Source organism: Caldivirga maquilingensis IC-167 (assembly GCF_000018305.1).
In the GTDB taxonomy this organism is placed as follows: domain Archaea; phylum Thermoproteota; class Thermoprotei; order Thermoproteales; family Thermocladiaceae; genus Caldivirga; species Caldivirga maquilingensis.
In genome coordinates this window covers 2,023,949-2,047,387 of record NC_009954.1, presented here as the reverse complement: position 1 = coordinate 2,047,387, position 23,439 = coordinate 2,023,949, and the positions used below count along the sequence as shown (strand labels likewise).

Sequence of the window (23,439 nt, the reverse complement as noted above, 5' to 3'; positions counted from 1 at the left end):
AAGATGAGATTCAATCATAAGTGGGTACTTGGGTTAATTACTCTAATGCGCATTCAGCCTCCCTCTTAGTGAATAGTCTAATAACCCTATACTCCATTCTCTTAATCATAAGCGTGTTTAGTGAGATTAGGATTCCAAGCAAACCCGTGGTGTCAAGCTGGAAGGCTATAATACCCCATATGAAGTGGTTAATGTGGTTAACTATTAATTGGGAAGCCACATATATTGTTATCGCTATTCCAGGAAACACGAGTAAACTAGCCAATAGAGCTAGTATGAGTAAGGGGTTGAACCTTGCCATTAGTCTAATCATGTCAAAGCCTATGCTTATGCCGTGAGTCCACTTCAACTTAGGGTCCCCGATCCTTCTACGATACTTAATGGGTACTTCCCCCACCTTACCCATGGATGCGACTTGTGATGCAATATCAACCTCCACGCTGAATCCACTGGTGGAGGGTATTATGGCCTTAGCCATACTTGTCCTTAATAAGTACATGCCTGTTAATACATCCGATAGGTTTGTCCCAAACATTAAGTTGAATAGGGAGGTGAGGATTCTGTTACCGAACCTGTTAATTAATGGTATATTCTCCCTACCCCAGGTCCTGGCTCCGAGAACCTCATCTAAGTCCTCATTAATGGCTTTACTTAACATTGCCTGTATGTAGGATGGATCATACGTACCGTCACCATCTATTACTAGGGCGTAAGGTTTCTTAACCATTCTTAAACCATAATACACCGCATCAGCCTTCCCCTCCCCAGGCTGCTCCACCACTAATGCCCCATACTTCCTTGCAACGTTAACAGTATTATCAGTGGAGTGCCCATCAACAACTATTACGTCATTAAACCCTAATTCCCTTAATTCCCTTAATGTGAAGTCAAGCCCCTCCTCCTCATTCTTAACTGGAATAACTACGGTTACGCACCCTGATGCATTCTCATGCACCTGGATTAAACTCTCCAAGATTTATAAGTTTATTAAGCTTGAAAACATCAACGGCTAATACTTACTAATACTAATATTAGTTAACCTACTTGCCCTATTAATGAAGTATTCAGCTAACTTAAGCTTCATCCTCTTAACCTCATCACTCCTCTTAATTGGTGCATCGGGGTTAAACCCCCTTACTGTAATTCGCCGTGAACCCATGTAGGCGGCTAGGTAAACCGCCCTATCACCATCAGTGAAGCCTGGTACTAGGATTGAGCAGTCCACTGGCCAAACCTGGACACTTGGTATTAGCCTACTTACGTGCCTAGCATACTTAACATACGCATTCACGTTGTCACCATGGGCGTGACCAATAACAATGCCCTTAAACCCAATTAGGCTATCTGGTTCATAATCAAAGTCGGTGACAACTATGTCGGGGACGACACCATCATTAAGTAGCCTACGTAGTGTATAACCCTCAACAGCTATAATTAATCCACGTGGATTAGGTTCACCGGCATAAGGCGGCATGTAGATTGTCACTGTTTCCCAGTTTAAGGACCATAATTGATCCGGGTCACCGCTGCAGTAGTGGCTGGCTAGTTCAGCTGCCTTTGCGTCATTACTGAAGTTTAGGCCTAAGCCGCTCATAACCCTCATGTAAACTAACCTAGAGAGGTGTGATTCAAGGGGATCCAGTACTATGCTCCTCCTCATTCCCAGTGCACTCATTGGGTTTAAGCCTTCGGTTATTTATTGATTTCAATGTTAATTAAGTGAAATGGTTTATAAAGACCTCACCGATATCGCTAATTATGCTAATTAATAATGCGGAGTATGACCTTAAGTACGCCTATAGGGCAATGGTCATACTTGCCTCATTAGCGGTAATAGTAATGTATATAGAAGGCATGTTAATACCGTCATTAACTGAAATAGAGAGGGAGTTCGGGGTAACCTCAAGTCAAGTTAGTTGGGTCCTCTCATCATACCTACTCTCCGGTACTGTTCTACTACCAATAGTGGGTAGGCTTGGTGACATTTACGGTAAGAAGAGGGTTCTCTCAGCAGTGGTCATAATATACGCTGTGGCAGTCACATTAACCAGTGTATCACCCAGTTTCACGTACTTAATAGCCTTCAGGGGTATTCAAGGTATTGGAGTAACCATGTTCGCATTAGCCTTCAGTCTAATCAGGGAGGAGTTTCCAAGGGAATTAATACCAAGGGCTCAGGGATTGGTGAGTGCAGCCTTTGGAATTGGTGCGGCAATAGCACTACCCCTGGGCGCATACATAAGCCAGTACTTTGGTTGGAGAACAACATACCACACAGCCATACCCTTCGTACTGCTGGTGGCGTACCTAATAGTGACTAGGATAAAGGAGTCAAGGTACAGGAACCCTAGTGCTAAGGTTGATTTACCTGGGGCAGCGGTACTTGGAATTGGATTAGGCCTGGTGGTTTACGGATTAACCGAGGCACCCATATGGGGTTGGACTAACCCGAACACGATAATAACCTTCCTAGCGGCCCTCATATTCATAGGAGCCTTCATAGCCGTAGAGAGGAGGAGGGAGCAGCCGTTAATTAACCTATCATTATTAACTAGGAGAAACGTGTTAATAGCTAATCTAGCCGCAATGGTGGCTGGCTTCGGCCTCTTCCTATTTGAACAAAGCCTAATAATACTCCTCGAGGAGCCTAAGCCCGTTGGCTTCAACCTATCCATATTCGATACCGGCTTATACGCAATCCCCATGGCTGTGGCGCAGTTAATAGTCGCCCCAGTTGCAGGCATATTAATAACTAGGATAGGGGCTAGGAGAATGCTCATGACTGGGGCAAGTATAGCCGCCTTATTCAGCCTAATAACCGCCGCCGTGGCCCCCCTGGGTTTAGGGGCTTTGATAACATCAACAACATTAGCCATGGCTGGGGTAGCGGCAATGAATGTATCCCTCATTAATATCCTTGTTTTCTCAGTGGAACCGCAGGTAATGGGGGTTTCAACAGCAATGAACTCAGTCTTCAGGAACCTGGGTGGTACCCTAGGCCCAGCGGTGGCTGGTTCACTTGAGTCAACATTCACATCACTGGTTCTAATGGGTATACTGCCGGGGCGTAATGTGCCGCTCTTAGTTACAGTGCCATCAATGTACGCCTTCCAGATTGGTGCAGTAATCTCAGCCTTAACAGTGGTAACGATAGGTATATTGGCTTACTTCTCAGTGGAGGTCATAACCTGGAGAAATGAATCCCAGACTGTCGCCTCATTAAGCCAGGAGTAGTGTTAATGAATTAATCATTATAATGCGGACACTGTATAATGCTGCGGCTTAACTTAAAGCATTTAAACCAAGTAAATTAGAGGTGTATCATGCCGTATGGCTACGAGGAATGGCCTAAATTATCCCTGGAGTCCTTTAAACTGGGTAGGGAATTGAATCTAAGGTCAATTAAGGTTGGATCCATTAACTATGACTTCGAGCCAAGTAACATAGTGATCACTGGGATGGGTGGGTCAGGTATAGTTGGTGATATTGTTAGGGATTCCCTATGGGGCCACAATATTATTATTCACAAGGACTTTAACATACCTAAGTGGGTTGACTCAAGGTCACTCGTAGTAGCTGTAAGCTACTCAGGGGAGACACTTGAGACGATTTGCGGTGCACTGGATGCATTAAGAAGGGGGGTACCTGTGGTGGGTGTTACCACTGGTGGTAGGTTAGCCTCAGAGCTTGAGGGTAGGGGTGCACCGGTGGTTAAGGTTCCTAAAGCCATAGCCCCCAGGTTCGGGTTACCTAACCTACTGTACGCGGTGCTTGGTTTATTAAGCCACTACTTAACCATTCCTGAAATTGATGAGAGCATTAGTGTTCAGGGTGATGCGTTGAGGAGTGAGTTACCAGGTAGGTTAGCCTCCTTCCTGAAGGGCTACGTCCCCATGATCTTCGCACCCATTGGGCTGCAGGCGGTGGCGTATAGGTTTAAGAATGACCTCAATGAAAACTCCAAGACACCTGCAGTGGTAGCCATTGTGCCTGAGGCTGATCACAATGATATAGTTGCAGTCATGCTTAAGCACCCTGTTAAGTACATTATAATAAGGGGGAGGACTGATGACGTTCACGACTACTTAATGAGGGCTGTGGAGGAGGTTGTTAAGAATTACTCCAGTGATGTTGAGGTTGTTGAATTAAAGGGTTCAAGTAGACTCAGCCAGGAGGTTTACGGTTCAATGCTCCTCGGCCTAGTTAGCGTTAAGTTGGCTGAATTATACGGTATTGACCCGGTTAGGACTGATCCAATAAACACCCTTAAGGAGAAGATAAGGGGCATTAATTGTCCATCAAATTAACTTAACTATAAGTAATGCCCCAGTGAAGGCTATTATCATTGTTGACACGTAACCTATCAAGACTAATCTAAGGTATTGAGTGTTAATAATCCTCATGCCCCTAGCCATGGATATGCCTAAAAGCGAACCAACAGTGCATAATGTTAGGGATATTGGGATTGCGAATACTGTGCTAAGTTCAAGGGCAGTGAAGGATAATAATTGAGTCACACTACTTGAAACTGGGGGTGGTGTAAACATGCCTCTACTGAATTGACCAAGGGTCCTCCTACCAGTTATAATTACGCCTAGGGTTGATGCGAAAATAACCCCGATTAAGCCAATTCTACTGAAGCCAAGCATACTCCACACTAAGCCAAGATTATTAGCACCGAAGGAGAAACCCACTAGAAACACCGTTAGAATCATAACCAACCTATATAGGGAGAGTCTCCTAATGGGGTTTGATGATGCAGTTAACCTAACCAGTGACGGGTATAGTAGGTATGCAGCTAGGGCTAGTAGTATGGGTATTATGAACCATGATGATAGGACTATGGGGAAGTTAACGGGCAATGACCCACCATTGTAAAGCACTAACGCTGACCACGACATGTATAGTGAATTAGTTATCGACATTGGTATTTTAGCCACCTCCCCAATAGTGAACACCAGTACCCCAATGAGGGAGAGTATCAGTAAGCCCTCCGGTGCAACACTGTAACCCTTCATTTCACTCCCCTGGGCCAATAGGCCAATTACGTACCCAGTTAAGGCAATCATCATGGCTACCCCAGGCCTAAGTAACCTACTGCCCACAGCCATTCCCGCCACCAGGGAGAGGTTATTGGATGAGACTAGGAATGTTAAGGCGAGTATTAAGGCTAGGGCAGCCTCAATTATCATTAATTAAGCACCCAGGCTCATTAATATTGTGGAGGTTAAGTAGGCTGCATCCTTAGTTATGTCTACTATGTCATCGAGTGTGAACACTATGTGTAGTAGACTCATGAATTCAATGTATGAAACCTCCTTGGCTAATTCATAAAGCTTATCAACAAGCCTATCCTTAGCCTCATCAACCTCATCCTCCAGTTTACTTATTATTAAAACGTAACTCCTAATCTTATTCCAATCACCACCATTAGCTATAGTGGACGCTAGGTTAATGAACTCCTCCACACCCCTCTTATCAACCATTAGGAGTTCAACAACATCCTCTGAAAGAACCCTCTTAACCTCAGGGCTCACGCAAATACTCATAGCCCTCCTAACCTCCCTAGCCAATATGTGAACCCTATCCAGGATATCATCAACCTTACCTATGAGAATCTCCACATCACCCATTATAGGGGTTGCTATAGCACCAGTGGAAACCTCCTGGGAAAGCATCCTACTGATTTCGTCACCCTGATTCTCAAGTACACTAACCTCAACCTCAGCCTCCTTAACCTTAATAAGGTCACCACTCCTTAACGCACCCTCAATAATATCCAGGGCCTTAAGGGTTAGCTTAGCGTGTTCACTAAGCTCATTAAACAACTCCACCTCACCCCTAATGAATGGGTTAAGTAACCTTGATAAAACACCGTGAGGCACAGTAAGGTAAGGTTAAGTAACTTAAAAACATTATTGAGAACACTATGATGAGTGGGCCCGCCGGGACTCGAACCCGGGATCTCCCGCGATCCCAGATGCAGCACCCGTGAGGCGGGCATCCTAACCAAGCTAGACTACGGGCCCTTCCTCAAACCTTTAGGGTAGTGTTCTTTTAATTTTTTACCGCAACATAGTTAATTTACTTGCCTTTATATTCCTCTATGGCCAGTGCCAGTCTCCTAACACCATCATATATCTGGTCCACTGATGGGTAGGTGAAGTTCAGTCTCATATCATTATGAACATCCTCATCTGGGTAGAATGATTTACCCGGTACGTAGGCAACCTTATACTTTCTTATAGCTAAGTTAAGCATATCCTCAGTCCTCACGTTGCCGGGGACGGTAACCCATATGAACATTCCCCCACTTGGCTTAGTCCATGAAACCCCACTCGGCATGTACCTGGATAATGCGTCAAGCATTGCATCCCTCTTAACCTTATAGGTTTCCTTAATCTTAGAAATATACCTATCCACTATACCTCTTCTCAGTAATTCGTAGGCTATGTATTGGCTTAGGGTTGGGGTATGTAGATTCATTGCCTGCTTAGCTATGGCTAACCAATTCACTATATCCTGATTAGCCACAACCCAACCCAATCTAATGCCTGGGGCTATTATCTTACTGAACGTTGACGTGTACACGACCCTATCCTCATTATCAAGGGCCTTTAGGGGTGTTGTATCCACTGGGTCAAAGGTGAAGTAACTGTATGGATTATCCTCAAGAATCATTAAATCATACCTACTGGCTAACTCAAGCAGCGCCTTCCTCCTATCAATACTCATCATTACCCCAGTGGGGTTTTGGCAAATGGGTATGGTGTATATGAACTTTACTCTAGCGCCCTCACTCCTAAGCCTCTTAATCGTGTCCTCAAGCTTATCAATGATTAATCCATCATTATCCATATCGACACCAATTATCCTAGCCCTATAAACCCTAAAGGCCTGTAATGCAGCAAAGTAGGTTGGTTTCTCAGTAATTATTACGTCACCTGGGTCAATGAAGACCCTTGCCATGAGTTCAAGCGCCTCCTGGCTACCCACAGTGGGTAGTATTAATGATGCATCAGTCCTAATGCCCTGCTTAGCCATGAACTTAGCCAACTCCTCCTTAAGCTCATCAACCCCCTCTGTTTTACCATATTGAAGCGCCTTTAAACCATAGTTACTTACAACGAATTTAGCTACCTCAGAGTACTCATTAAGTGGTAATTGGGATAAATCCGGTAAACCCCCTCCGAAGGATATTACGTCAGCCGTGGCCCATTTGAGGAGCTCCCTTATGTCACTGGCCTTCATGTAGTTAGTCCGCTCTGAGAGTAAATCCTTCACATTCATATGCATACTCACGCAACTAAACATATAAGTGTTTCCCACTAAGGGCTCCTTACAGTAATGGATCTAGGTGCAGGTGATTGAATCGTAAACTTATGCGTGGGAAAAGCTTTATAGGGTGTTTAAGGTACGTGAAGTCATTAATATGAGTGAGACCAATCACCCTAGGTTAATTCTCAGAAGTAAACGCGCAAGGGCGTTAATGGCATTGCCCTTCGCAATATCAATACCTAGGGATCCCCCTGACTCAATAATGATTGCTAGGGAATTGTTCAATGACTTTAAATTAAGCATAATAGCGACTGTTGGTGATGTTGTATCCCTTAATGTAGCCACCTACTGGAGGAGGCCTGACTTAAGGGTTATTGATCTAAACACCAGGAGGGGTACTGTTATTCAGCATAGTGACATGGATGGTGTGGTTTATAGGGTTAGGAATGAGAGGAGTACGTTGAGTTACGAATCATTCAACATCATGAGGAGTGCTTATGCTAATGTGCTTTCAGGTAATAGGGTGACTATTATTGTTGATGGTGAGGAGGATTTATTAGCCATACCAGCTGTACTTGAGGCCCCTGGTAATACTGGTATATTATATGGGCTTTATACAGGTTACCTGGTACTAATACCTGCGGTAAATGAATATAAGATTTTAATGCTTAAGCTGTTAACCCTACTAGATCGAGATGAATGTGAAACCCTACGTAATTGCAATAGCGTCAATAACTATGGATGGAAAAATAGCTAACCCCTACATTAGAAATAGGTTCACGTGCAGATATGATTTAGAGAGGTTGTTTAAGGCTAGGGATGAGGTAGACGCCACCATAGTGGGGGCTCAGACTGTAATTGATGTTGATGGAACGTACACACCCAAGACAGGTAAGCAGATACTCAGGGTGCTTATAGATGGGGCCTTCAGGGTTCCCTTAGAGTCAAAGTTCTTCAACTCACCTGCACCAGCCCTAGTTGCCGTTACTGAGAGGGCTCCAAGGGCTAAGATTGAGCTTGCCAGGAAGGCTGGGATAGAGGTTATGGAGTTTGATAAGCAGGTTGATGTTGAAGTATTATTAAGTAAGCTTACTGAGAGGGGTATTAAGAAGGTCTTAGTGGAGGGTGGTGGTGCTGTTTTCTGGCAATTCTTCTCCAGGAACCTAATTGATGAGGTTAGGTTAACAATAGCCCCCTTCATGATGGGTAAGGGTACAAGCCTCATAGAGGGTGATTCACTTAAGATTGATCAATCCCCAAGGTTTAAGCCAGTTAAATGGTACTTATGCGAGTGCGGTAGGGAGGTTGTTATTCATTACACTAGGGAGTAGGGTTAAAAACCCTATTTAAACTCCCTTTAAAAGTGATCCATAGTGTCGTTTGTGTTTAAATGCATGCCTAATTGCGGCCTATGCTGTAGGCTAAGTCCAGTAACAGTTTTACCCCACGAAGTCTACTTAATACAGGATGAGGCTGAGGAATTGGGTGTTGAAGTTAAGTTTAGGACAGGTTACACTGTGGTTGATTTAAATAACAAGGTTATTTTAGCCCTATCGTACTTAATGCTCCTTGACGATGATAATAAGTGCCCCTTCCTAAGTAACAATAAGTGCCTAGTCCACAATAAGTATAAGCCCTTAACCTGCCGCGCCTACCCATATTTACCAAGGATAATAAGGTACTCCATTGATAGGTTAAATAAGGTGATAGACTTCGAGGTTAAGTACGCAGCCTCAACAGTATGCCCAGTGGTTAAGCAGGGCTTAAGTAATGGTATATTAATTAAGTTAAGCACGGACTTAAACCTAGCCGGTCAAGTGTTTGTTAATGAATTCCCAGCGGCATTAGAGATGGTGGAGGCTAGGAAAATATACTCAAACTACTTATCATACCTATGGAGGATTGGTGAAGTGGATTTAAGGGAGGATGATGGAACCTACAATTACCCCATAGTGAACTCCTTCTGGTTCATAAGGAGATATTACCCAAACCTCACGGTTAATGACATAGTTAATATGAGTAAGATGGGTAAGAGAAGTAGCATAAACATAGGTGCCTAGGCATTTGAATTACGTAAACATTATGAGAGTCCCATGGATTTAAACCACATCCTCGAACACTGCATGGGAATTCAACGCTAAGAATAAGTTATACGCCGGCTTAATGCTGAATTAAAGCTTAAATACTCACTTAAATTATGGGCCCTGATGCGGTTTCTTCTCAAGTAAAGAAGAGTTCGTTAAGGAGCTTACTAAAATAGCTGAGAAGTGGCAGGAGGAATGGTATAGTAATGGGGTATTCAATGCTAATCCAAGTAATTCAAGGCCTAAATTCTTCATAACTGTGCCTTACCCGTACATAGAGGGTCCACCCCACATGGGTCACGGTAGAACATTCACCGTGGGTGATGTCGTGGCCAGGTTTAAGAGAATGATGGGTTACAACGTGTTATTCCCAATAGCATTCCACATAACTGGTACACCCATTCAGGCCGTTGCGGATAGGTTAAGTAAGGGGGATGTGGAGTATGAGAATAGGTTGAGAAGGGAGGTTAACATGTATGTTAAGGATCCTGTTAAGGCAAGTGAAATAGTCAATGGCTTTAAGGATCCTTGGAACATTGTTAACTTCTTCAAGGGTACGTACATTAATGACTTTAAGTCAATAGGCTACTCAATGGATTTCAGGAGAATATTCATGACAGGTGACCCACATTACAGCTCCTTCATAATCTGGCAGTACGTTAAATTAGCCTCAAAGGGCTACTTAGTGAGGGGGCGTCATCAAGTCCTCTACGCACCTGATGAGAATCAGGCAGTGGGTGAACATGACATTAGGGGTGGGGATGAGTTAAAAATAGACATACTGCAGTTTAATCTACTGAAGTTTAAGTTAAATGACTCATACCTAGTAGCCGCAACCCTAAGGCCTGAGACAATATATGGGGCAACCAATGTTTGGGTTAACCCAGATTCAATTTACGTTGAGGCTATTGTTAATGGGGAGAGGTGGATTATTTCAAAGGCCGCTGCATGGAAGCTTCAGTACCAGGATAAGGATGTTAAGGTTCTGAGGGAGTTTAAGGGTAGTGAACTTGTGGGTAAGTTTGTTGAAAGCCCAATAGGGGTTAAGTTACCCATACTGCCAGCTTCCTTCGTTGACGATGACACAGCCACTGGGGTTGTGTACAGTGTTCCTGCACATGCACCCTATGATTACGCAGCGTTAATGGACTTGAAGAGTAATGATGAATTACTCAGGAGGTACGGTATTGAGAGTATTGTTAAGGCAATTGAGCCAATAAGCATAATTAAATTACCTGGATTCAGCAAGTACCCGGCTAGGGATGTTATTGAGAAGCTGAATGTTAAGAACCAGAATGATAGGGAGAGGTTAGATGAGGCAACCAGCATAGTGTACAGGGAGGAGTACTATAATGGAGTCATGGGTGATAATACCCCATTCAACGGTGTTAAGGTTAATGATGCTAGGGTTAAGGTAACGGAGGAGTTGAGGGGTAGGGGATTATTAGACGTTATGTATGAGATTGAGCCTAGGAGAGTGTACACTAGGGGTGGTTCAAGGGTTATTGTGGCGGTGATTAAGGATCAATGGTTCCTTAACTTCGGTGACCCAACTTGGAAAAGCCTAATGCTTAAGGCCCTTGATAACATGAAGATAATACCTGAGGAGTATAGGCAAAACTTCAAGGCGACCCTAGATTGGTTAAACATGAGGCCCTGCGCCAGGAAGAGGGGATTAGGCACCAGGATGCCGTGGGATCCTGATTGGGTTATTGAATCGTTAAGCGACTCAACAATCTACATGGCCTTCTACACAATAGCCCATAAACTTAATGAAACCGGGTTAGCCGTTAAGTTGGGTGAGTTGGCTAAGAGGGTTATTGAAACTAAGGCTGAGGATTCAATTGCCTTAAATAAATTAGTGAGCTTCTATGATTACGTATTCCTAGGTCAAGGAGACCCTGAGACCATCGCTAAATCACTGGGTGTTGATAAAAGCATTATTGAGGGTATTAGGGCTGAATTCGAGTACTGGTACCCTGTTGATCAAAGGCATAGTGGTATAGATTTAATATCAAATCACCTAAGCTTCTTCATAGCCCATCACGCCGCAATATTCCCTGAAAGGCACTGGCCCAGGGCAATATCCGTGAACAACTACGTAATTAGGGAGGGGAGGAGGATGAGTAAGTCCCTAGGCAACGTCATTTACCTTAAGGAGGCTGTTGAACAGTATTCACCAGACTTAGTGAGACTATACGTCTCCTACTCGGCGGACTTGGATAATGTAATGGATTGGAGGAGTGACGAGGTTGATACAGTGCTTAGTAGGTTAATGGATATTTGGAATACGGCTCAAGTCATAGTAAGCATGGGTGAGGAAACTAAGGAACCCAGTAACCCAACAATACCCACTAAATGGCTGTTAAGCATCCTAAATAGGACTATTACTGAGGGTGCTAAGGCCCTTGAGGAGATGAGGATTAGGCAATTTGCATTAATGGTATTCTTCAACCTATATGATGCAGTGAGGGTATACATGACGTTGATGGATGAGTTACCTAAGGATGAGGTGAGGTACACGCTATGGAAGGTTCTGGATGCTTGGGTTAGGATGATGCAACCGATTACACCGCATATGGCTGAGGAGATTTGGCACAGTATGGGTAAGTCAACATACGTATCCACTGAGAGGTGGCCTACGGTGGAGCAGCAATACATTAATGATGATGTGGAGAACGCCTTCAAGGTGGTTGAGAGGCTTATAGATGATATTAGGGAAGTCATTAGGGTTAGGGGTCAGGTTGGGGCTGTGAACATTTACGTCGGCCCCCCTGATTACGTTTACGATATTTTCAATGAAGCCATTGAAATGATGGACAGGGGCATTGCTGTTAAGGATGTGATAAGGAACCTGGCCAGTAAGTATAAGGGTAAGGGTGAGGTGGTTGCTAGGATTGTTAACGATATTGCTGACGGTAAGTTACCTAGGTTTAAGTTATCAAGGGATATGGAGATGAGTGTAATGCATAGTTTCAAATCGTACATTGAGAGGAGGCTTGGCATTAAGGTAACCATACAGGATGCAGTGGCGCCCATTAATGACCCAGCCAATAGGGCTAGGTTATCGCTACCAGGTAGACCCGCTATTTACATTGAACCCACATACACTAATATATATTAATTAAATTACCTAATAAGGTGATTTAAACAGGTTAAAGAGTTAACCCGTGAAGGAGGAGACTGGGGATTTACAGGAACTGAACTATGAGCTCTTATTCAGTGCACCGGATAAGGATGGGGCTGTGGTTTCAATAAGGGTGCATAAACTGGTTAAGGATGTATTAACACGCATAGCCAGGGAGGAGGGGCTTGATGGTGTATCTGAGCTTGTTAGGCATATAATTGCATCATTCCTCCTCAGTAAACTTAACGTAGTTAAACCTGAACCGAAGCTGCTTACCCCACCAATGTACGTTAACATTAATATTAATAAGACCGTTAAGGGAATTAATAATGCTGAGCGTGAGTTAGCTAAGATTAAGATTGATGATAAGGTTGAGGAGGCTTATGAATTCATTGAGAAATATAAGAAAGGCATAATTAGGGTAACTGGTAATAATAATTATGCTAGGAAGATTAGGAGGGATTTAGCCGAGGCAATTGCGTTAGCGTTAAAGTATGGTCTTGAGGATGAGTATTCTAGGTTAAAAGTGCTCCTAAATGAGATTCAGTTACTCCTAGATTAAATCCCAGTGGAGCTACTTGTTATTTGAAAACAAGTTGACGTATAGGGGGAGAAACCCAATTATTACTTGCTTGATTACCCACAGGGTGGTTGGAAGAAATGTTCACTTAAGGCTTCAGGAAACCCTTACCCCTAGGTGGGGGTTGGTAATTAAAATTCAAAGATTACTTCCCTTATCAGGTTCATTACTGAGTCTGGTCCATCGTAACCAAATAAGGCTACTCCAGTATTCCTATCATATCTACCAGCCATGATTGTTGGTGTGCCAGGGACCTTAACCAACTTAGCCAGCTTCTTACATTCATTAACCGCCTGAAGTTCACCAGCAGCCTCCTCATCACTTACCTCCTGGATATCCTTGACGAGTTCACCCTTCTCAATCATATTACTGTAGATCCTATTAAGTGTACTAAGGAATTGACTTGGGTTTTTCTTAAACAGTACCCTTACCTTAGCGTGAAGCTTCTCAACCCTGTGCACTGGGTAGTCTACGAATATTATATCAATGATACCTTTTTGATTCAGTTGAATTAAGTAATCCATTAAATCCACATCCAGTAATGCGCATCCAGGGCAGTGTAAGTCATAGAATAGTGCTACGAACCCCTTAGCATTACCATTAGCCTTAATCTTAAGCGCGTACTTATCCACCTTACTTAGGAAATCACCCACATTACTGATAACCCACTTATCACTCATACTTAAACGGGTGCGTGGGTTCTGCTTAATAACCTTACTTACCGCTGAAATTGCGTAGATTTATTAAACGACACGTTTAAATGAATGTTAGGGTAATAATCATTGTGGGTATCATTGATGATATTAGTAATGTGATCAGGCTACTTGAGACTTATAGGAGTAAGTGCAGTGGTTCATGTGTTGAGGTTAATAAGGCAGTTGATGAATTAAGGAGTATAGCTAATGAAGTTGGCATTATGCTGGACTTCATTTCAAGGACCTTCACCGAATCCCAGAGGTTACTTGCACGTTACCTCACAACAAGTGTTAACGTTGAGTCAGGCCTATTGAAGATAATAATGGATGATGGTAATGATGAGTACTTGGATGATTTAGTGAAGAAGCTTAACGCATCCCCTGATCAAGTTATTAAGATACTTGAGATCCTTAAGGCAAGTGGCCTAGTGGATTATACCCTCAAGTACGATAATAACATTAGGGTACTTATAAGGAGAAGAAGCACCATTAGTTAAGCCTCTCCCGCTTTGGATTAAGATGAGGCAAACCACGTTTAACATCACTATCATGCCCCTATTTTACGCGAATCCACATTACACCTTAATGCCCTATAATACGCAATACTGATTGCACCACATTAATCATGTAAGCTACTCCACTCTGATTTATGCCTACTCCTATCCATATCTCCTTCACTTCAAGCCACCTTGGAGAGGGTAATGATTTCTCAGTAGCCATACTTTCAACTGGATTATGCGTCTTCATACGTATTCCGCATTTACTTAAAGTCTAAGCATTAATCCAATAATTACCTGGATCATAAACCTAACGTCTAATAACACCTCACCTGTTATACATGTGAATTACAAGGCTGGATACGAGGGAGATATTTAAAAAGGGCTCGTTCAAAATAAAATTATGCCTAAAACTAAGTCGGAGGAGAAGATGATACTAATATCAGTCCACATACCGCGACAGATGCTTGAGGAACTTGATGAATTAGTTAGGAGGGGAGTATTCCCTTCAAGGAGTGAAGCCATTAGAGTAGCCATAAGAGACCTCCTCCTCAGGGAGAGTGCTAGGGGGGTTGAGCAAGGTAGTGGAATGCTAATGAGTGGTAGGTGAAGTAGGTTCATTAAAATGACGGGATGGTAATGCCTTAGCTTAATCACTAATAATGAATTAATCAATGGTTATTAACTGGTTACGGAATACTTAAATATATGCCTCAATAGACTTAATAGTGGTTTACAAGGGTATTGGGGTAAGGTTCCTTTACATACATGGAGAAGTTACAGCACCGCCACCGCCTGGTGCTCAGCTTCAAATGGCAATGAATATTCAGGTTAATGGGCCACCTGAGGTTATGGAGGAGCTAGTTAATGTGCCATTCACAATAACGGTGTCCTCAATGCCGCCATCAATAGGCATAACCATAAGGGGTTTATTAACGATTCAAGCCACTAGCGATGATGTTAAGAGGATAAGTGGGCAATTAAAGAGCGGTAATGTTCCACCTGAGATTCAAGCCATAATAACGCAGTACGCGGTCTTTGAGGCGGGTTTAGTTGCCAGGGAGTTGGGTATTCCTCCAACGATACCATTACCAGCCATGGCTCAGCCCCAGCAGACGCAGCAGAAGGGTCCTCCAACAGCCATTTAACCTAACTTGCCTCACCTCACTATAAGTTTAAAAACCTTCAGTAGGCATTGCAGCAATGGTTGCTAGGACGCATGGCTATAGGTTCAAGTCGAGGAAACTGCTCTCAAAGACCCCTAGGGAGAAGGGTAGGCCTGGATTATTTAAGTGGCTTCTCGCAAGGTATTATAGGGTTGGTGATAAGTTGGCTATAGACATTGACCCAGTCTACGTAAGTACGGCACCGCATAAGAGGTATCAGGGTAGGGTTGGAACATTAATTGGCTGGAGGGGGAGGGCCCTTGTACTGGAGGTTAACTTCATGGGTGAGAGGAGAATTATAATAACAACACCTGAGCATGTTAAGCCACTTAACCTTGAGGAGTTCCTTAAGGAGAGGGTGTTGGGTAAACCCATTATTCAAAGTGAGGCTAATTAATGTTGACCACTTATTGTTACTTTAAGTAGACTGAAAATATCACTCTCCCTTATCACAGCTATACCAGTTTTCGATGGGAACACCTCTATTTGAATCACCTTATCAGGATTTTCCAACTTAACCTTCCTTAATATCTGCGGTGCCGCCTTATCTATAATAGCCATTCTATCAAAGAGTACACCCCTCCTCCTAACCTCTATCTTATAAGTTTCCCCCTCAGCAATCATGGAATTACCCATTTGGACAGCCTTACTAACAATCTCATCCACATTAGTCTTAACCACCTCCTGAATGGGCACAACCTTAAGTATGAACCTTGGTACAAAGGCATTACTGGTAACCAACTCCCTTAAACTATTACTAAACCCCACTGGATCCATATCCACCCTACCCGTTAGTAATCCATCAAAGCCCGTGAAGAATGTCCTAACATTAACGGAAAGCAACTCACCCACCCTCCTCAACTCAGCTATACACTTACCCTCAACACCCCTACCCGTGGATATCACCAGGTTAAACGACATTACTACCATACTTAACCCCAATAACTTAGTTTAAATACATTTTTACGCTGAATCAGTATTGAAATCCATAAAGATGAAAATAACCCTAGTAGGATCATATTAAATCAATAATAGTGCACTCAGCCTAATTACTTAAGAATTAGAGTGAAGTAACTAAGCCGTGAATCATTCATAGTAGTTTCAAGTTTCCATGGATTAATGAAAAGACGCTGAAGCCCCGGCCGGGATTCGAACCCGGGACCTCCCGCTTACTCAGTGTTTGCTTACGAGGCGGGCGCTCCGACCAGGCTGAGCTACCGGGGCTTGTTAATGTTCAGCATGGTGTTGTTTTTATGCTTTACTGAAGCAATTCCTTAATGATGCCTGCTTCTTTCCAGGAACCCAAAATTAATAAGGCCCTGGGGTTAGTGGTGAATTATGGGTAATCTTAATCTATTGTTGATGAGTAATGAGGATTTAGTTAATGCCTTGAGGAGTGGTTCATTAACCGTATCCGTTTACGGCATGGGTTACGTAGGTACTGCCATTGCTGCCGTATGGCTTAGGGCTGGTGCCAGGGTTATTGGTGTTGATGTTGATGCTGAGAAGATTAAGAAACTGGATGCCTGTGAACTTAAGTTAAGTGATAGGCAGGTTGAGGAGGAGTTGAGGAGGCTTAAGGATAGGATAAGCTACACCACTGATGGTGTTGAGGCATCGAGGTTAAGTAATGTGAAGATTGTTACTGTCCCAGTTTACTTAGGTAAGGATAAGAGACCAATCTTCGATTCCTTTAAGGCTTCAATAGAGAATATTGCCAGGGGGCTTAAGGTCGGTGACTTAGTCATAATAGAGTCCTCTGTTCCCCCTGGCACAACAATGGATGTTGCCTTACCCATCCTGGAGAGGATTAGTGGATTAAGGGTTGAGAGGGATTATGCATTAGCCTACTCGCCTGAACGCATCTACGTTGGTAGGGCTATTGCTGATATTGAGGAGCGTTATCCTAAGGTTATTGGTGGTGTTGGACCCATTAGTAGCAGGGTTGCGTCCACATTATACGGTGCCATAGCTAGGAAGGGTACCTTAATTTTATCCAATCCAACAGCCGCTGAGTTTGAGAAGCTTGCGGAGGGTGCTTATAGGGACGTGAACATAGCGTTGGCTAATGAGCTTGCCCAATTAGCTAGGTTACTTGGATTAGATTTCGATGAGATAAGGGAGGCGGCTAATAGTCAACCCTACTCTAATATTCATAAGCCTGGCCCAGGGGTTGGTGGATCATGCATACCAGTGTACCCCTACTTCCTAATGTATGCTGCTGAGAGGGCTGGCTTCAACATGAAGCTTGTTCAAACAGCCAGGGGTATTAATGAGTATGCGCCCGCTTATGTGGCTGAGTTGATTAAGACTGCTGCGGGTGAATTAGGGGTTAGTAGGCCTAGGGTGGCTGTGTTGGGTTTAGCCTTTAGGGGTAATGTTGATGACACTAGGCTTAGTCCATCATACGACATAATTAATTACCTAAGGGGTTCAATGGATATTATTGTTCATGATCCATACGTTAAATTCGATAAAACCCTTGAGGAATGGGGGATTAGGTTAACTAACAGTATTGAGGATGCGTTAAAGGGGGCTAACATAGTGGTGATAGCAACAGATCACAGTGATTACGGTGGGTTAACGTTAAGTAGGATTATTCAATTAACAGGCTTAAGCAGTATTGCCGTAGTGGATTCAAGGCACATGATTAAGGATTGGAGAAACCCACCCCCGGGTGTTGTTTACCTGGCTGTGGGTAGACCCACTGCAAAGGCGTGATTGCATTGTTGAGGCTGCGTATAGTGGATTAAATGTACTTCAGTAATTTCTCCTTAAACTTACCGGCAATATAATCCACATTAATGCTTGTGAATACACCCACATCAGTCACCAGGGTATCCACTAGGTTCAGTGGTATTTCATCAAACAAGGGTACTTCAATACCATTTACGTTAATTCGATGCATAGTCACTGGCTTAGACTTACGTGCCTTAAAGGACTCAAGTACAATGATTACGGGTTTACCGAAGTACCTTGCTGTTAACACTAAGGGTAATGAACCTATTTTATTAACGATGAAACCCTCATACAACCCATCACCACCCATCACTAGGGCATCAGCATTAGTAATGAAGTGAGACATCGCTAAGTCAGGTATTATTAAACCACCATGACTACCCCACATCCTACCCTCCCCACCTGGATTAGACTCAAGGGCAATCACCCTAGCCCCCACTGACTCTGCTAGTAGTCTGGCGTTAGATGAGTAACTAATGGTGACCATTGCCTTAACCTTACCCTTAAGGGCAAGTGAATTAACCCTAATACCCTCCCCAGCCTCCCTCCAGTAAGCCTTAATAGCCCTAGCTAACTTTACTGGATTAACCTGGTTAAGTAGTTCAGCAATGTTTTCAAGCGGAGCCATGCCTGGCCTAATCATGCTAATATCATGAATCATTGACTCAACATTAACCCCCTCCCTATATCCAGCTTCAATTAAATCAGCTAACTTAAGGAAGTACCATGAGGCGCCGTGAACTTTATCATTAATCATCTCCTCCAGTATACCCCTATAGGACTCAACCATAGTGTTAAATCCGTAGGCCTATTAAAATTAATAACATTAATTTAACTCACTTGCCTAATGGTCCTGAAATCAGATTACTCAGTAAGTCCAAGTCATTAATTAACCTGTATGTGAGTATGTTAATGTCTACGTAATTCTCGAAGACAGCGATTATGCTTAAGTCATTGTTATTAATTATTATTACTGAGTATTGGTCACCATTAATTATGACTACCCTATGCTTAAAATTAATGAACCAACTATCCGGGTTAATCCTCCTAATACGATTAATCACATTCGTCATTAATGTTGAAAATAATGACAAGTCAACACTACTTATGTTTAAGTTCCCCCTCTGTACGAAACCAAGGGGTAAGCCATTAGTACTCACTAGGGCTACTGCAATGATGCCGTCGACATCATCTAACTCACTTTGAAGCAGCCTATTAATCTCGCTCCTCAAGCCACTCACCTCCATAATTTAAGACTGGTGTGTTAATTTTTATTGAATCTCCCATTAGTTTAAAGGAAGTAGGTTGCATTATGGATTAATCTAGGTACTAAAATTTATAATCCACTTAATTAATTTAAGGCTAATGCTGGTGACTGTGCATGATGAGGGTTATTTAAGGCATGAGACGCCTTCGAATCATCCTGAGTCCCCTAATAGGGTATTGAGCGCGTTAAGTGGATTAAGTGGGTTAGCTAAGGTGATTAAACCCATGGTTAATGTTGATTTAATTGAAACAGCTGGGCTTGTTCACGAGTACCATTACGTTGAGTACGTTACATCACTTTGCGCAACTGGGGGGTGGCTTGACCAAGACACCTATGTATCCAAGGGTACTTGCGACGCCTTAAACTCCAGTGTTAACGCCTTAGCCACAGCGGTTAATCTACTTAAGTCAGGTGTAAGGTACGTTTACCTACCCTTAAGGCCCCCTGGTCATCATGCTGGATTCAGGGGTAGGGCACTCATGGCTTCAACGCAGGGATTCTGCATACTTAATAACGCCGCAATAATCAGTAGTCTACTACTTAAGGGTGGGGCCTCTAGGGTTGCTGTACTGGATATTGATGCGCATCATGGTAATGGTACACAGGAAATATTCTACAACACATCCAGGGTCTTCTACATTAGTACTCACCAGGATCCAAGAACACTTTACCCGGGTACTGGTTATGTTAATGAGACTGGGGTGGGTGATGGGGAGGGCTTTAACATGAATATACCATTACCACCAATGACTGGTGATGATTTATATAAGATTATCTTAAGGCCAATTGAGAATGCATTAAGGGAATATAAGCCAGATTACGTAGTGGTGTCACTGGGCTTTGACGCACATTATCTCGATCCATTAACTAACCTTAACCTAAGCCTAAACAGTTACATTGAGGTATTCCTCATGATTAGAAGGCTCATTAATGAGGGTGTTACCGGGGGTTCAGTTTATGTCCTAGAGGGTGGTTATAATTCTGATGTTATTAAACAGGGTTCAAGGGCCTTAGCCATGGTAAGTAATGGTGTGGATTCAATTAGAATTGAGGATCCCACTAGGACTGATGCAGGTGTGGTTAAGTACTTTAATAAAATGATTGAGCAGCATAAGGCATTATTCACCCAGTACTGGTAGGGGTTAACTGGAGGCTTTATGTTTACTTTAATGAGTGTTGATGCCTTAAAGGTGATTAACTATTTAAACATGCTGAACACTGGATTAATGCAAGTATTCATGCTTAGTCTCTTTAATGCACTTAATAGGAGCCTATTAAGCGTATTGAAGAGGCATTACCTAGAGAACCCTATTCAATACGTGTATCTAATGTATAATATATTATATTACCCCGAGTACACTGAACTATACCTTAACTTAAGTGGAAGTAGGATAACCGGTTACGTACTTCTCTGGAGGGGTTACGTGTCATCAATGCATGTGTTTGGTAACGTGGATGAAATACCAATTGATGTTAGAAGCCTTGGAAGCGTGGTAATACATGCATTAACTAAACAGGAGGTTGTAATGAATCTTATTAAGGGACTAAGCATGAATGGGGGTGTTGAGGTTTCAAGGCTTCTAACAATGGTTTGCAGTAGCGATACGTTTAGGGAGTACAGTAGGCATAGTGTTAGGAGACTTAACCTACGGGATGTAGATGAGTTCACTGGGATTATTAAGATGAGTAAGGCTGAGGCCGAGGCAAGACTCACTTCACCACACTGGCATTACTACGGAGCATTTAAAGGTAATAGACTGGTTTCACTGGGGGGTACTTACATTAAGTTACCTGAATTATGGGTTATTGGTGATGTTGTTACTTTACCCGAATACAGGAACATGGGGTTAGCCAAGTCCGTGGTGTCAGCAATAGTTAAGGATGCCTTAGCAAGCGGAGCAATGGCAATGCTTCACGTTGATGAGGATAATGAACCAGCCTTAAGAGCATATAGGAGCATAGGCTTCCAGGCTGTTCAAGAATCCCTCCTAATTAAGCATTCCCCTCACCTTTAGGGGTTATATGGGTTATTCCTCGTTAACCTGTGATTCATGTTTAATGGTTCAATGGGTAATATCATCACTGGTCGCAATCAATGAGGCTTTAAGCACTAGGTAAGTAACTTAAATCTATGAAGTATACTCATTCTGAAGATCAGATGTGAACTTAATGGCTGAATACTTATAAATCAGTTAATTAACTTGTAGCATTAATGAATAGGTTAAACATTATTATGATAGTGTATGCTGCTGCAGTGGCGTTGCTTATTTTCATATACTTCACCAGCATTGGTTTCTCAACATTCATAGCCTTTGATAAGGGGTTCTCAACACAATTAACGTTAACCCTGCCCTTAAGTTCAATAGTGATAAATGATAATCCTAATGGTGTAATCTTCGTAACATTATCCCTTAATAAATTGTATCACTTATTCTTCGAATTATCAGTAGTATCTGCGGTAGTTGGGTTGATCATACTGGCGGTAACTAGGTTAATCTACAGTAAGGAAACTAATAATGTATTCAATGGTAATAATACCTTATTCAAGTTACTCATCCCAAGTTCACTACTGGCCTTAGGCCTACTACTGGTGATTCCATTACCCATAAGTATATACTTCAATAATGGCTACGTAATAATAGTATCAAATATTGGAATAGCCTTCAGTGGAGTATTCCTACTACTATCAGCATTATCAATACTCTCCATAGTTAAGACATATGGTAAGTACAATGAGTTAACGGAATTAGCGGTTGAAATAGAGTTAACAGAGAGTGATACTATGCCCATGGATTACGGTGAGGTCACTGAGGCCTCTTAACCAGTGCCTTTAACCTTAATGATGCATAACGTTGATACCGCATTCTGATTCTGAAGCGAGTAGAGTAGGTTAAAGGCGAAGGGCTTAGATGAATCATATGAAGTTATTGTAAGCGTACCCACGTAGTATGGTTTACTGGGGAGAATAACAGTGTCGACGACCGTGAAACTACTTATTATGTTTATTGGGTTCACTAACTCAATACTCCCATTACCGTAATTATTAATAGTTATATTAGATGCCAGCACTATTACACCATTCTGTATACTAATAGTCCCCAACACAGCTAGGATAGGGTTGCCTTGAGTCACCGGTATATCTATTATTAACATAATCGGATTACCGTAACTTAATATCTTATCAGCTACACTTACTGATGAATTAATCATCACCTTAATAGTACCTAAGCCGCCGCCATTATTCATTATTAGCATACTGCATGATGATCCAAGGTTCGTGGATCCATACTCATAAACATAGCCACCTGATGCTAAGTAATTAACCGTATTATTGAGTTTAAGTAATGTATTATTATATTCCTCAAGAGTAATCATTAACCTAGTGTAGTTATTCTTCAATGAATCATACTTCATGCTTAATGCAGTGTAATTCCTGTATAGGTTTGCGATATAGTTCGATAATGCCTTAGTCTTATTCATATAGTTACTGGTGAGCGTTGCTAAGGTTGAGTTACAGATGTTTAGGGAATTGGTTAATGACTTAATTCTATTACTTGATTCAGTTAAATTAATATATAATTCATTGATTATATTAGTATAATTAATTATCCTAGCATTAAGCATGTTTGTTGCATTAATGCATTCATTATATTTAGTATTAACATTATAGTATATTCGTATTGTTAAATTATATTTAGTGAGGAGTATGTTATATTGCCTTGTTAAATTCATGAAGCTACCCCTCAATGAAGTGAAGTTAGTGCTTATTATTGAGTAATTTAGCTTTAATGCATTATACGTTGACTTAAGGGATGTGTAATTAATCTTTAGGTTAATGTAGCTACTTCTAATGTCTACGTAGCTCCTACTAATGTTACCGATGGCTAGTAGGAGTTCAATTATTAGCACTAACGCTAATGCTATCACTATGATTAAATGCATGTTTATTCTCATTATATTGCCTTCAAGCTTAAGCATTATTTAAGCATTATTCTAAACCAAATAG

At 42.3% G+C, this 23,439-nt stretch carries 25 protein-coding genes and 2 tRNA genes; 15 read left to right on the top strand and 12 right to left on the bottom strand.

Annotated features, from left to right (window positions below; all coding sequences use genetic code 11):
- Window positions 1-37: 37 nt before the first annotated feature.
- Both CMAQ_RS10145 and CMAQ_RS10140 read right to left on the bottom strand, forming a co-directional pair.
- Window positions 38-955 carry a glycosyltransferase gene (locus CMAQ_RS10145; protein ID WP_012187005.1) on the bottom strand — a complete coding sequence of 306 codons (918 nt, stop codon included), beginning with the start codon at window positions 953-955 and terminating at the stop codon, window positions 38-40.
- Window positions 956-1,009: 54 nt separating this feature from the next.
- Complete coding sequence (locus CMAQ_RS10140) at window positions 1,010-1,660, bottom strand: 6-hydroxymethylpterin diphosphokinase MptE-like protein (RefSeq protein WP_156769902.1); 651 nt, start codon at window positions 1,658-1,660, stop codon at window positions 1,010-1,012.
- A gap of 98 nt (window positions 1,661-1,758) precedes the next feature.
- On the opposite strand from CMAQ_RS10140, the gene CMAQ_RS10135 reads away from it, so the two are divergent.
- Both CMAQ_RS10135 and CMAQ_RS10130 read left to right on the top strand, forming a co-directional pair.
- A complete protein-coding gene (locus CMAQ_RS10135) occupies window positions 1,759-3,234 on the top strand; it encodes an MFS transporter (RefSeq protein ID WP_012187003.1) in 1,476 nt (491 codons plus the stop codon).
- A gap of 89 nt (window positions 3,235-3,323) precedes the next feature.
- Complete coding sequence (locus tag CMAQ_RS10130) at window positions 3,324-4,307, top strand: bifunctional phosphoglucose/phosphomannose isomerase (protein WP_012187002.1); 984 nt, start codon at window positions 3,324-3,326, stop codon at window positions 4,305-4,307.
- On the opposite strand, the gene CMAQ_RS10125 is transcribed toward CMAQ_RS10130, so the two are convergent.
- From CMAQ_RS10125 to CMAQ_RS10110, 4 genes are all read right to left on the bottom strand, one after another.
- Entirely contained in the window at window positions 4,299-5,192 is an 894-nt protein-coding gene (locus CMAQ_RS10125; RefSeq protein WP_012187001.1) for an inorganic phosphate transporter, read from the bottom strand. The two genes, CMAQ_RS10130 and CMAQ_RS10125, sit on opposite strands and share 9 nt — an antisense overlap.
- A 3-nt stretch (window positions 5,193-5,195) precedes the next feature.
- Window positions 5,196-5,885 (bottom strand): DUF47 domain-containing protein, encoded by a 690-nt coding sequence (locus CMAQ_RS10120; protein ID WP_012187000.1) that lies wholly within the window; start codon window positions 5,883-5,885, stop codon window positions 5,196-5,198.
- Between the two features lie 52 nt (window positions 5,886-5,937).
- Window positions 5,938-6,029: transfer RNA gene (locus tag CMAQ_RS10115), tRNA-Val, on the bottom strand.
- Between the two features lie 55 nt (window positions 6,030-6,084).
- Window positions 6,085-7,290, bottom strand: coding sequence for an aminotransferase-like domain-containing protein (locus CMAQ_RS10110; RefSeq protein ID WP_048062822.1), 1,206 nt, complete (start codon window positions 7,288-7,290; stop codon window positions 6,085-6,087).
- Between the two features lie 142 nt (window positions 7,291-7,432).
- Between CMAQ_RS10110 and CMAQ_RS10105 the strand changes: the two genes are divergently transcribed.
- The 5 genes from CMAQ_RS10105 to CMAQ_RS10085 all read left to right on the top strand — a co-directional run bounded on the left by CMAQ_RS10105 (window position 7,433) and on the right by CMAQ_RS10085 (window position 13,051).
- On the top strand, window positions 7,433-8,035 hold the full coding sequence (locus CMAQ_RS10105) for a GTP-dependent dephospho-CoA kinase family protein (RefSeq protein WP_012186998.1): 603 nt from the start codon (window positions 7,433-7,435) through the stop codon (window positions 8,033-8,035).
- Window positions 7,974-8,609 carry a dihydrofolate reductase family protein gene (locus CMAQ_RS10100; protein WP_012186997.1) on the top strand — a complete coding sequence of 212 codons (636 nt, stop codon included), beginning with the start codon at window positions 7,974-7,976 and terminating at the stop codon, window positions 8,607-8,609. The genes CMAQ_RS10105 and CMAQ_RS10100 overlap by 62 nt, the downstream gene beginning before the upstream one ends.
- Before the next feature lie 42 nt (window positions 8,610-8,651).
- Entirely contained in the window at window positions 8,652-9,338 is a 687-nt protein-coding gene (locus tag CMAQ_RS10095) for a YkgJ family cysteine cluster protein (RefSeq protein ID WP_012186996.1), read from the top strand.
- A gap of 196 nt (window positions 9,339-9,534) precedes the next feature.
- Complete coding sequence (leuS, locus tag CMAQ_RS10090) at window positions 9,535-12,486, top strand: leucine--tRNA ligase (RefSeq protein ID WP_012186995.1); 2,952 nt, start codon at window positions 9,535-9,537, stop codon at window positions 12,484-12,486.
- A 46-nt stretch (window positions 12,487-12,532) separates the two neighbouring features.
- On the top strand, window positions 12,533-13,051 hold the full coding sequence (locus CMAQ_RS10085) for a hypothetical protein (protein ID WP_012186994.1): 519 nt from the start codon (window positions 12,533-12,535) through the stop codon (window positions 13,049-13,051).
- Window positions 13,052-13,200: 149 nt separating this feature from the next.
- Here CMAQ_RS10085 and CMAQ_RS10080 read toward each other — a convergent pair whose 3' ends face one another.
- The gene (locus tag CMAQ_RS10080) at window positions 13,201-13,749 is read right to left on the bottom strand and encodes a thioredoxin domain-containing protein (protein WP_012186993.1); all 549 of its coding nucleotides are present in this window, start codon (window positions 13,747-13,749) and stop codon (window positions 13,201-13,203) included.
- 80 nt (window positions 13,750-13,829) lie between these two features.
- On the opposite strand from CMAQ_RS10080, the gene CMAQ_RS10075 reads away from it, so the two are divergent.
- From CMAQ_RS10075 to CMAQ_RS10060, 4 genes are all read left to right on the top strand, one after another.
- Window positions 13,830-14,261 (top strand): hypothetical protein, encoded by a 432-nt coding sequence (locus CMAQ_RS10075; protein WP_012186992.1) that lies wholly within the window; start codon window positions 13,830-13,832, stop codon window positions 14,259-14,261.
- A gap of 403 nt (window positions 14,262-14,664) precedes the next feature.
- On the top strand, window positions 14,665-14,871 hold the full coding sequence (locus CMAQ_RS10070) for a ribbon-helix-helix domain-containing protein (protein WP_012186991.1): 207 nt from the start codon (window positions 14,665-14,667) through the stop codon (window positions 14,869-14,871).
- A gap of 118 nt (window positions 14,872-14,989) precedes the next feature.
- Window positions 14,990-15,409 (top strand): hypothetical protein, encoded by a 420-nt coding sequence (locus CMAQ_RS10065; RefSeq protein ID WP_012186990.1) that lies wholly within the window; start codon window positions 14,990-14,992, stop codon window positions 15,407-15,409.
- A gap of 55 nt (window positions 15,410-15,464) precedes the next feature.
- Window positions 15,465-15,824 (top strand): 50S ribosomal protein L21e, encoded by a 360-nt coding sequence (locus tag CMAQ_RS10060; RefSeq protein ID WP_012186989.1) that lies wholly within the window; start codon window positions 15,465-15,467, stop codon window positions 15,822-15,824.
- On the opposite strand, the gene CMAQ_RS10055 is transcribed toward CMAQ_RS10060, so the two are convergent.
- Window positions 15,821-16,357: a THUMP domain-containing protein gene (locus CMAQ_RS10055; protein ID WP_012186988.1), complete on the bottom strand. Its 537-nt coding sequence runs from the start codon at window positions 16,355-16,357 to the stop codon at window positions 15,821-15,823. The two genes, CMAQ_RS10060 and CMAQ_RS10055, sit on opposite strands and share 4 nt — an antisense overlap.
- Before the next feature lie 204 nt (window positions 16,358-16,561).
- A tRNA-Thr gene (locus CMAQ_RS10050) sits at window positions 16,562-16,651 on the bottom strand.
- A gap of 114 nt (window positions 16,652-16,765) precedes the next feature.
- Here CMAQ_RS10050 and CMAQ_RS10045 point away from each other — a divergent pair.
- Window positions 16,766-18,148 (top strand): nucleotide sugar dehydrogenase, encoded by a 1,383-nt coding sequence (locus CMAQ_RS10045; protein ID WP_012186987.1) that lies wholly within the window; start codon window positions 16,766-16,768, stop codon window positions 18,146-18,148.
- A gap of 28 nt (window positions 18,149-18,176) precedes the next feature.
- On the opposite strand, the gene CMAQ_RS10040 is transcribed toward CMAQ_RS10045, so the two are convergent.
- A complete protein-coding gene (locus CMAQ_RS10040) occupies window positions 18,177-18,956 on the bottom strand; it encodes an eIF2B alpha/beta/delta subunit family protein (RefSeq protein ID WP_012186986.1) in 780 nt (259 codons plus the stop codon).
- Window positions 18,957-19,002: 46 nt separating this feature from the next.
- Window positions 19,003-19,413: a roadblock/LC7 domain-containing protein gene (locus CMAQ_RS10035; protein WP_012186985.1), complete on the bottom strand. Its 411-nt coding sequence runs from the start codon at window positions 19,411-19,413 to the stop codon at window positions 19,003-19,005.
- Between the two features lie 118 nt (window positions 19,414-19,531).
- On the opposite strand from CMAQ_RS10035, the gene CMAQ_RS10030 reads away from it, so the two are divergent.
- The 3 genes from CMAQ_RS10030 to CMAQ_RS10020 all read left to right on the top strand — a co-directional run bounded on the left by CMAQ_RS10030 (window position 19,532) and on the right by CMAQ_RS10020 (window position 22,254).
- Window positions 19,532-20,572, top strand: a complete 1,041-nt coding sequence (locus CMAQ_RS10030; RefSeq protein ID WP_012186984.1) for a histone deacetylase family protein — start codon at window positions 19,532-19,534, stop codon at window positions 20,570-20,572.
- A 69-nt stretch (window positions 20,573-20,641) separates the two neighbouring features.
- Window positions 20,642-21,448, top strand: coding sequence for a GNAT family N-acetyltransferase (locus tag CMAQ_RS10025; protein ID WP_232203768.1), 807 nt, complete (start codon window positions 20,642-20,644; stop codon window positions 21,446-21,448).
- A gap of 197 nt (window positions 21,449-21,645) precedes the next feature.
- Complete coding sequence (locus CMAQ_RS10020) at window positions 21,646-22,254, top strand: hypothetical protein (RefSeq protein WP_048062820.1); 609 nt, start codon at window positions 21,646-21,648, stop codon at window positions 22,252-22,254.
- Here CMAQ_RS10020 and CMAQ_RS10015 read toward each other — a convergent pair.
- Complete coding sequence (locus tag CMAQ_RS10015; RefSeq protein ID WP_012186981.1) at window positions 22,251-23,411, bottom strand: hypothetical protein; 1,161 nt, start codon at window positions 23,409-23,411, stop codon at window positions 22,251-22,253. The two genes, CMAQ_RS10020 and CMAQ_RS10015, sit on opposite strands and share 4 nt — an antisense overlap.
- Window positions 23,412-23,439: the final 28 nt, after the last annotated feature.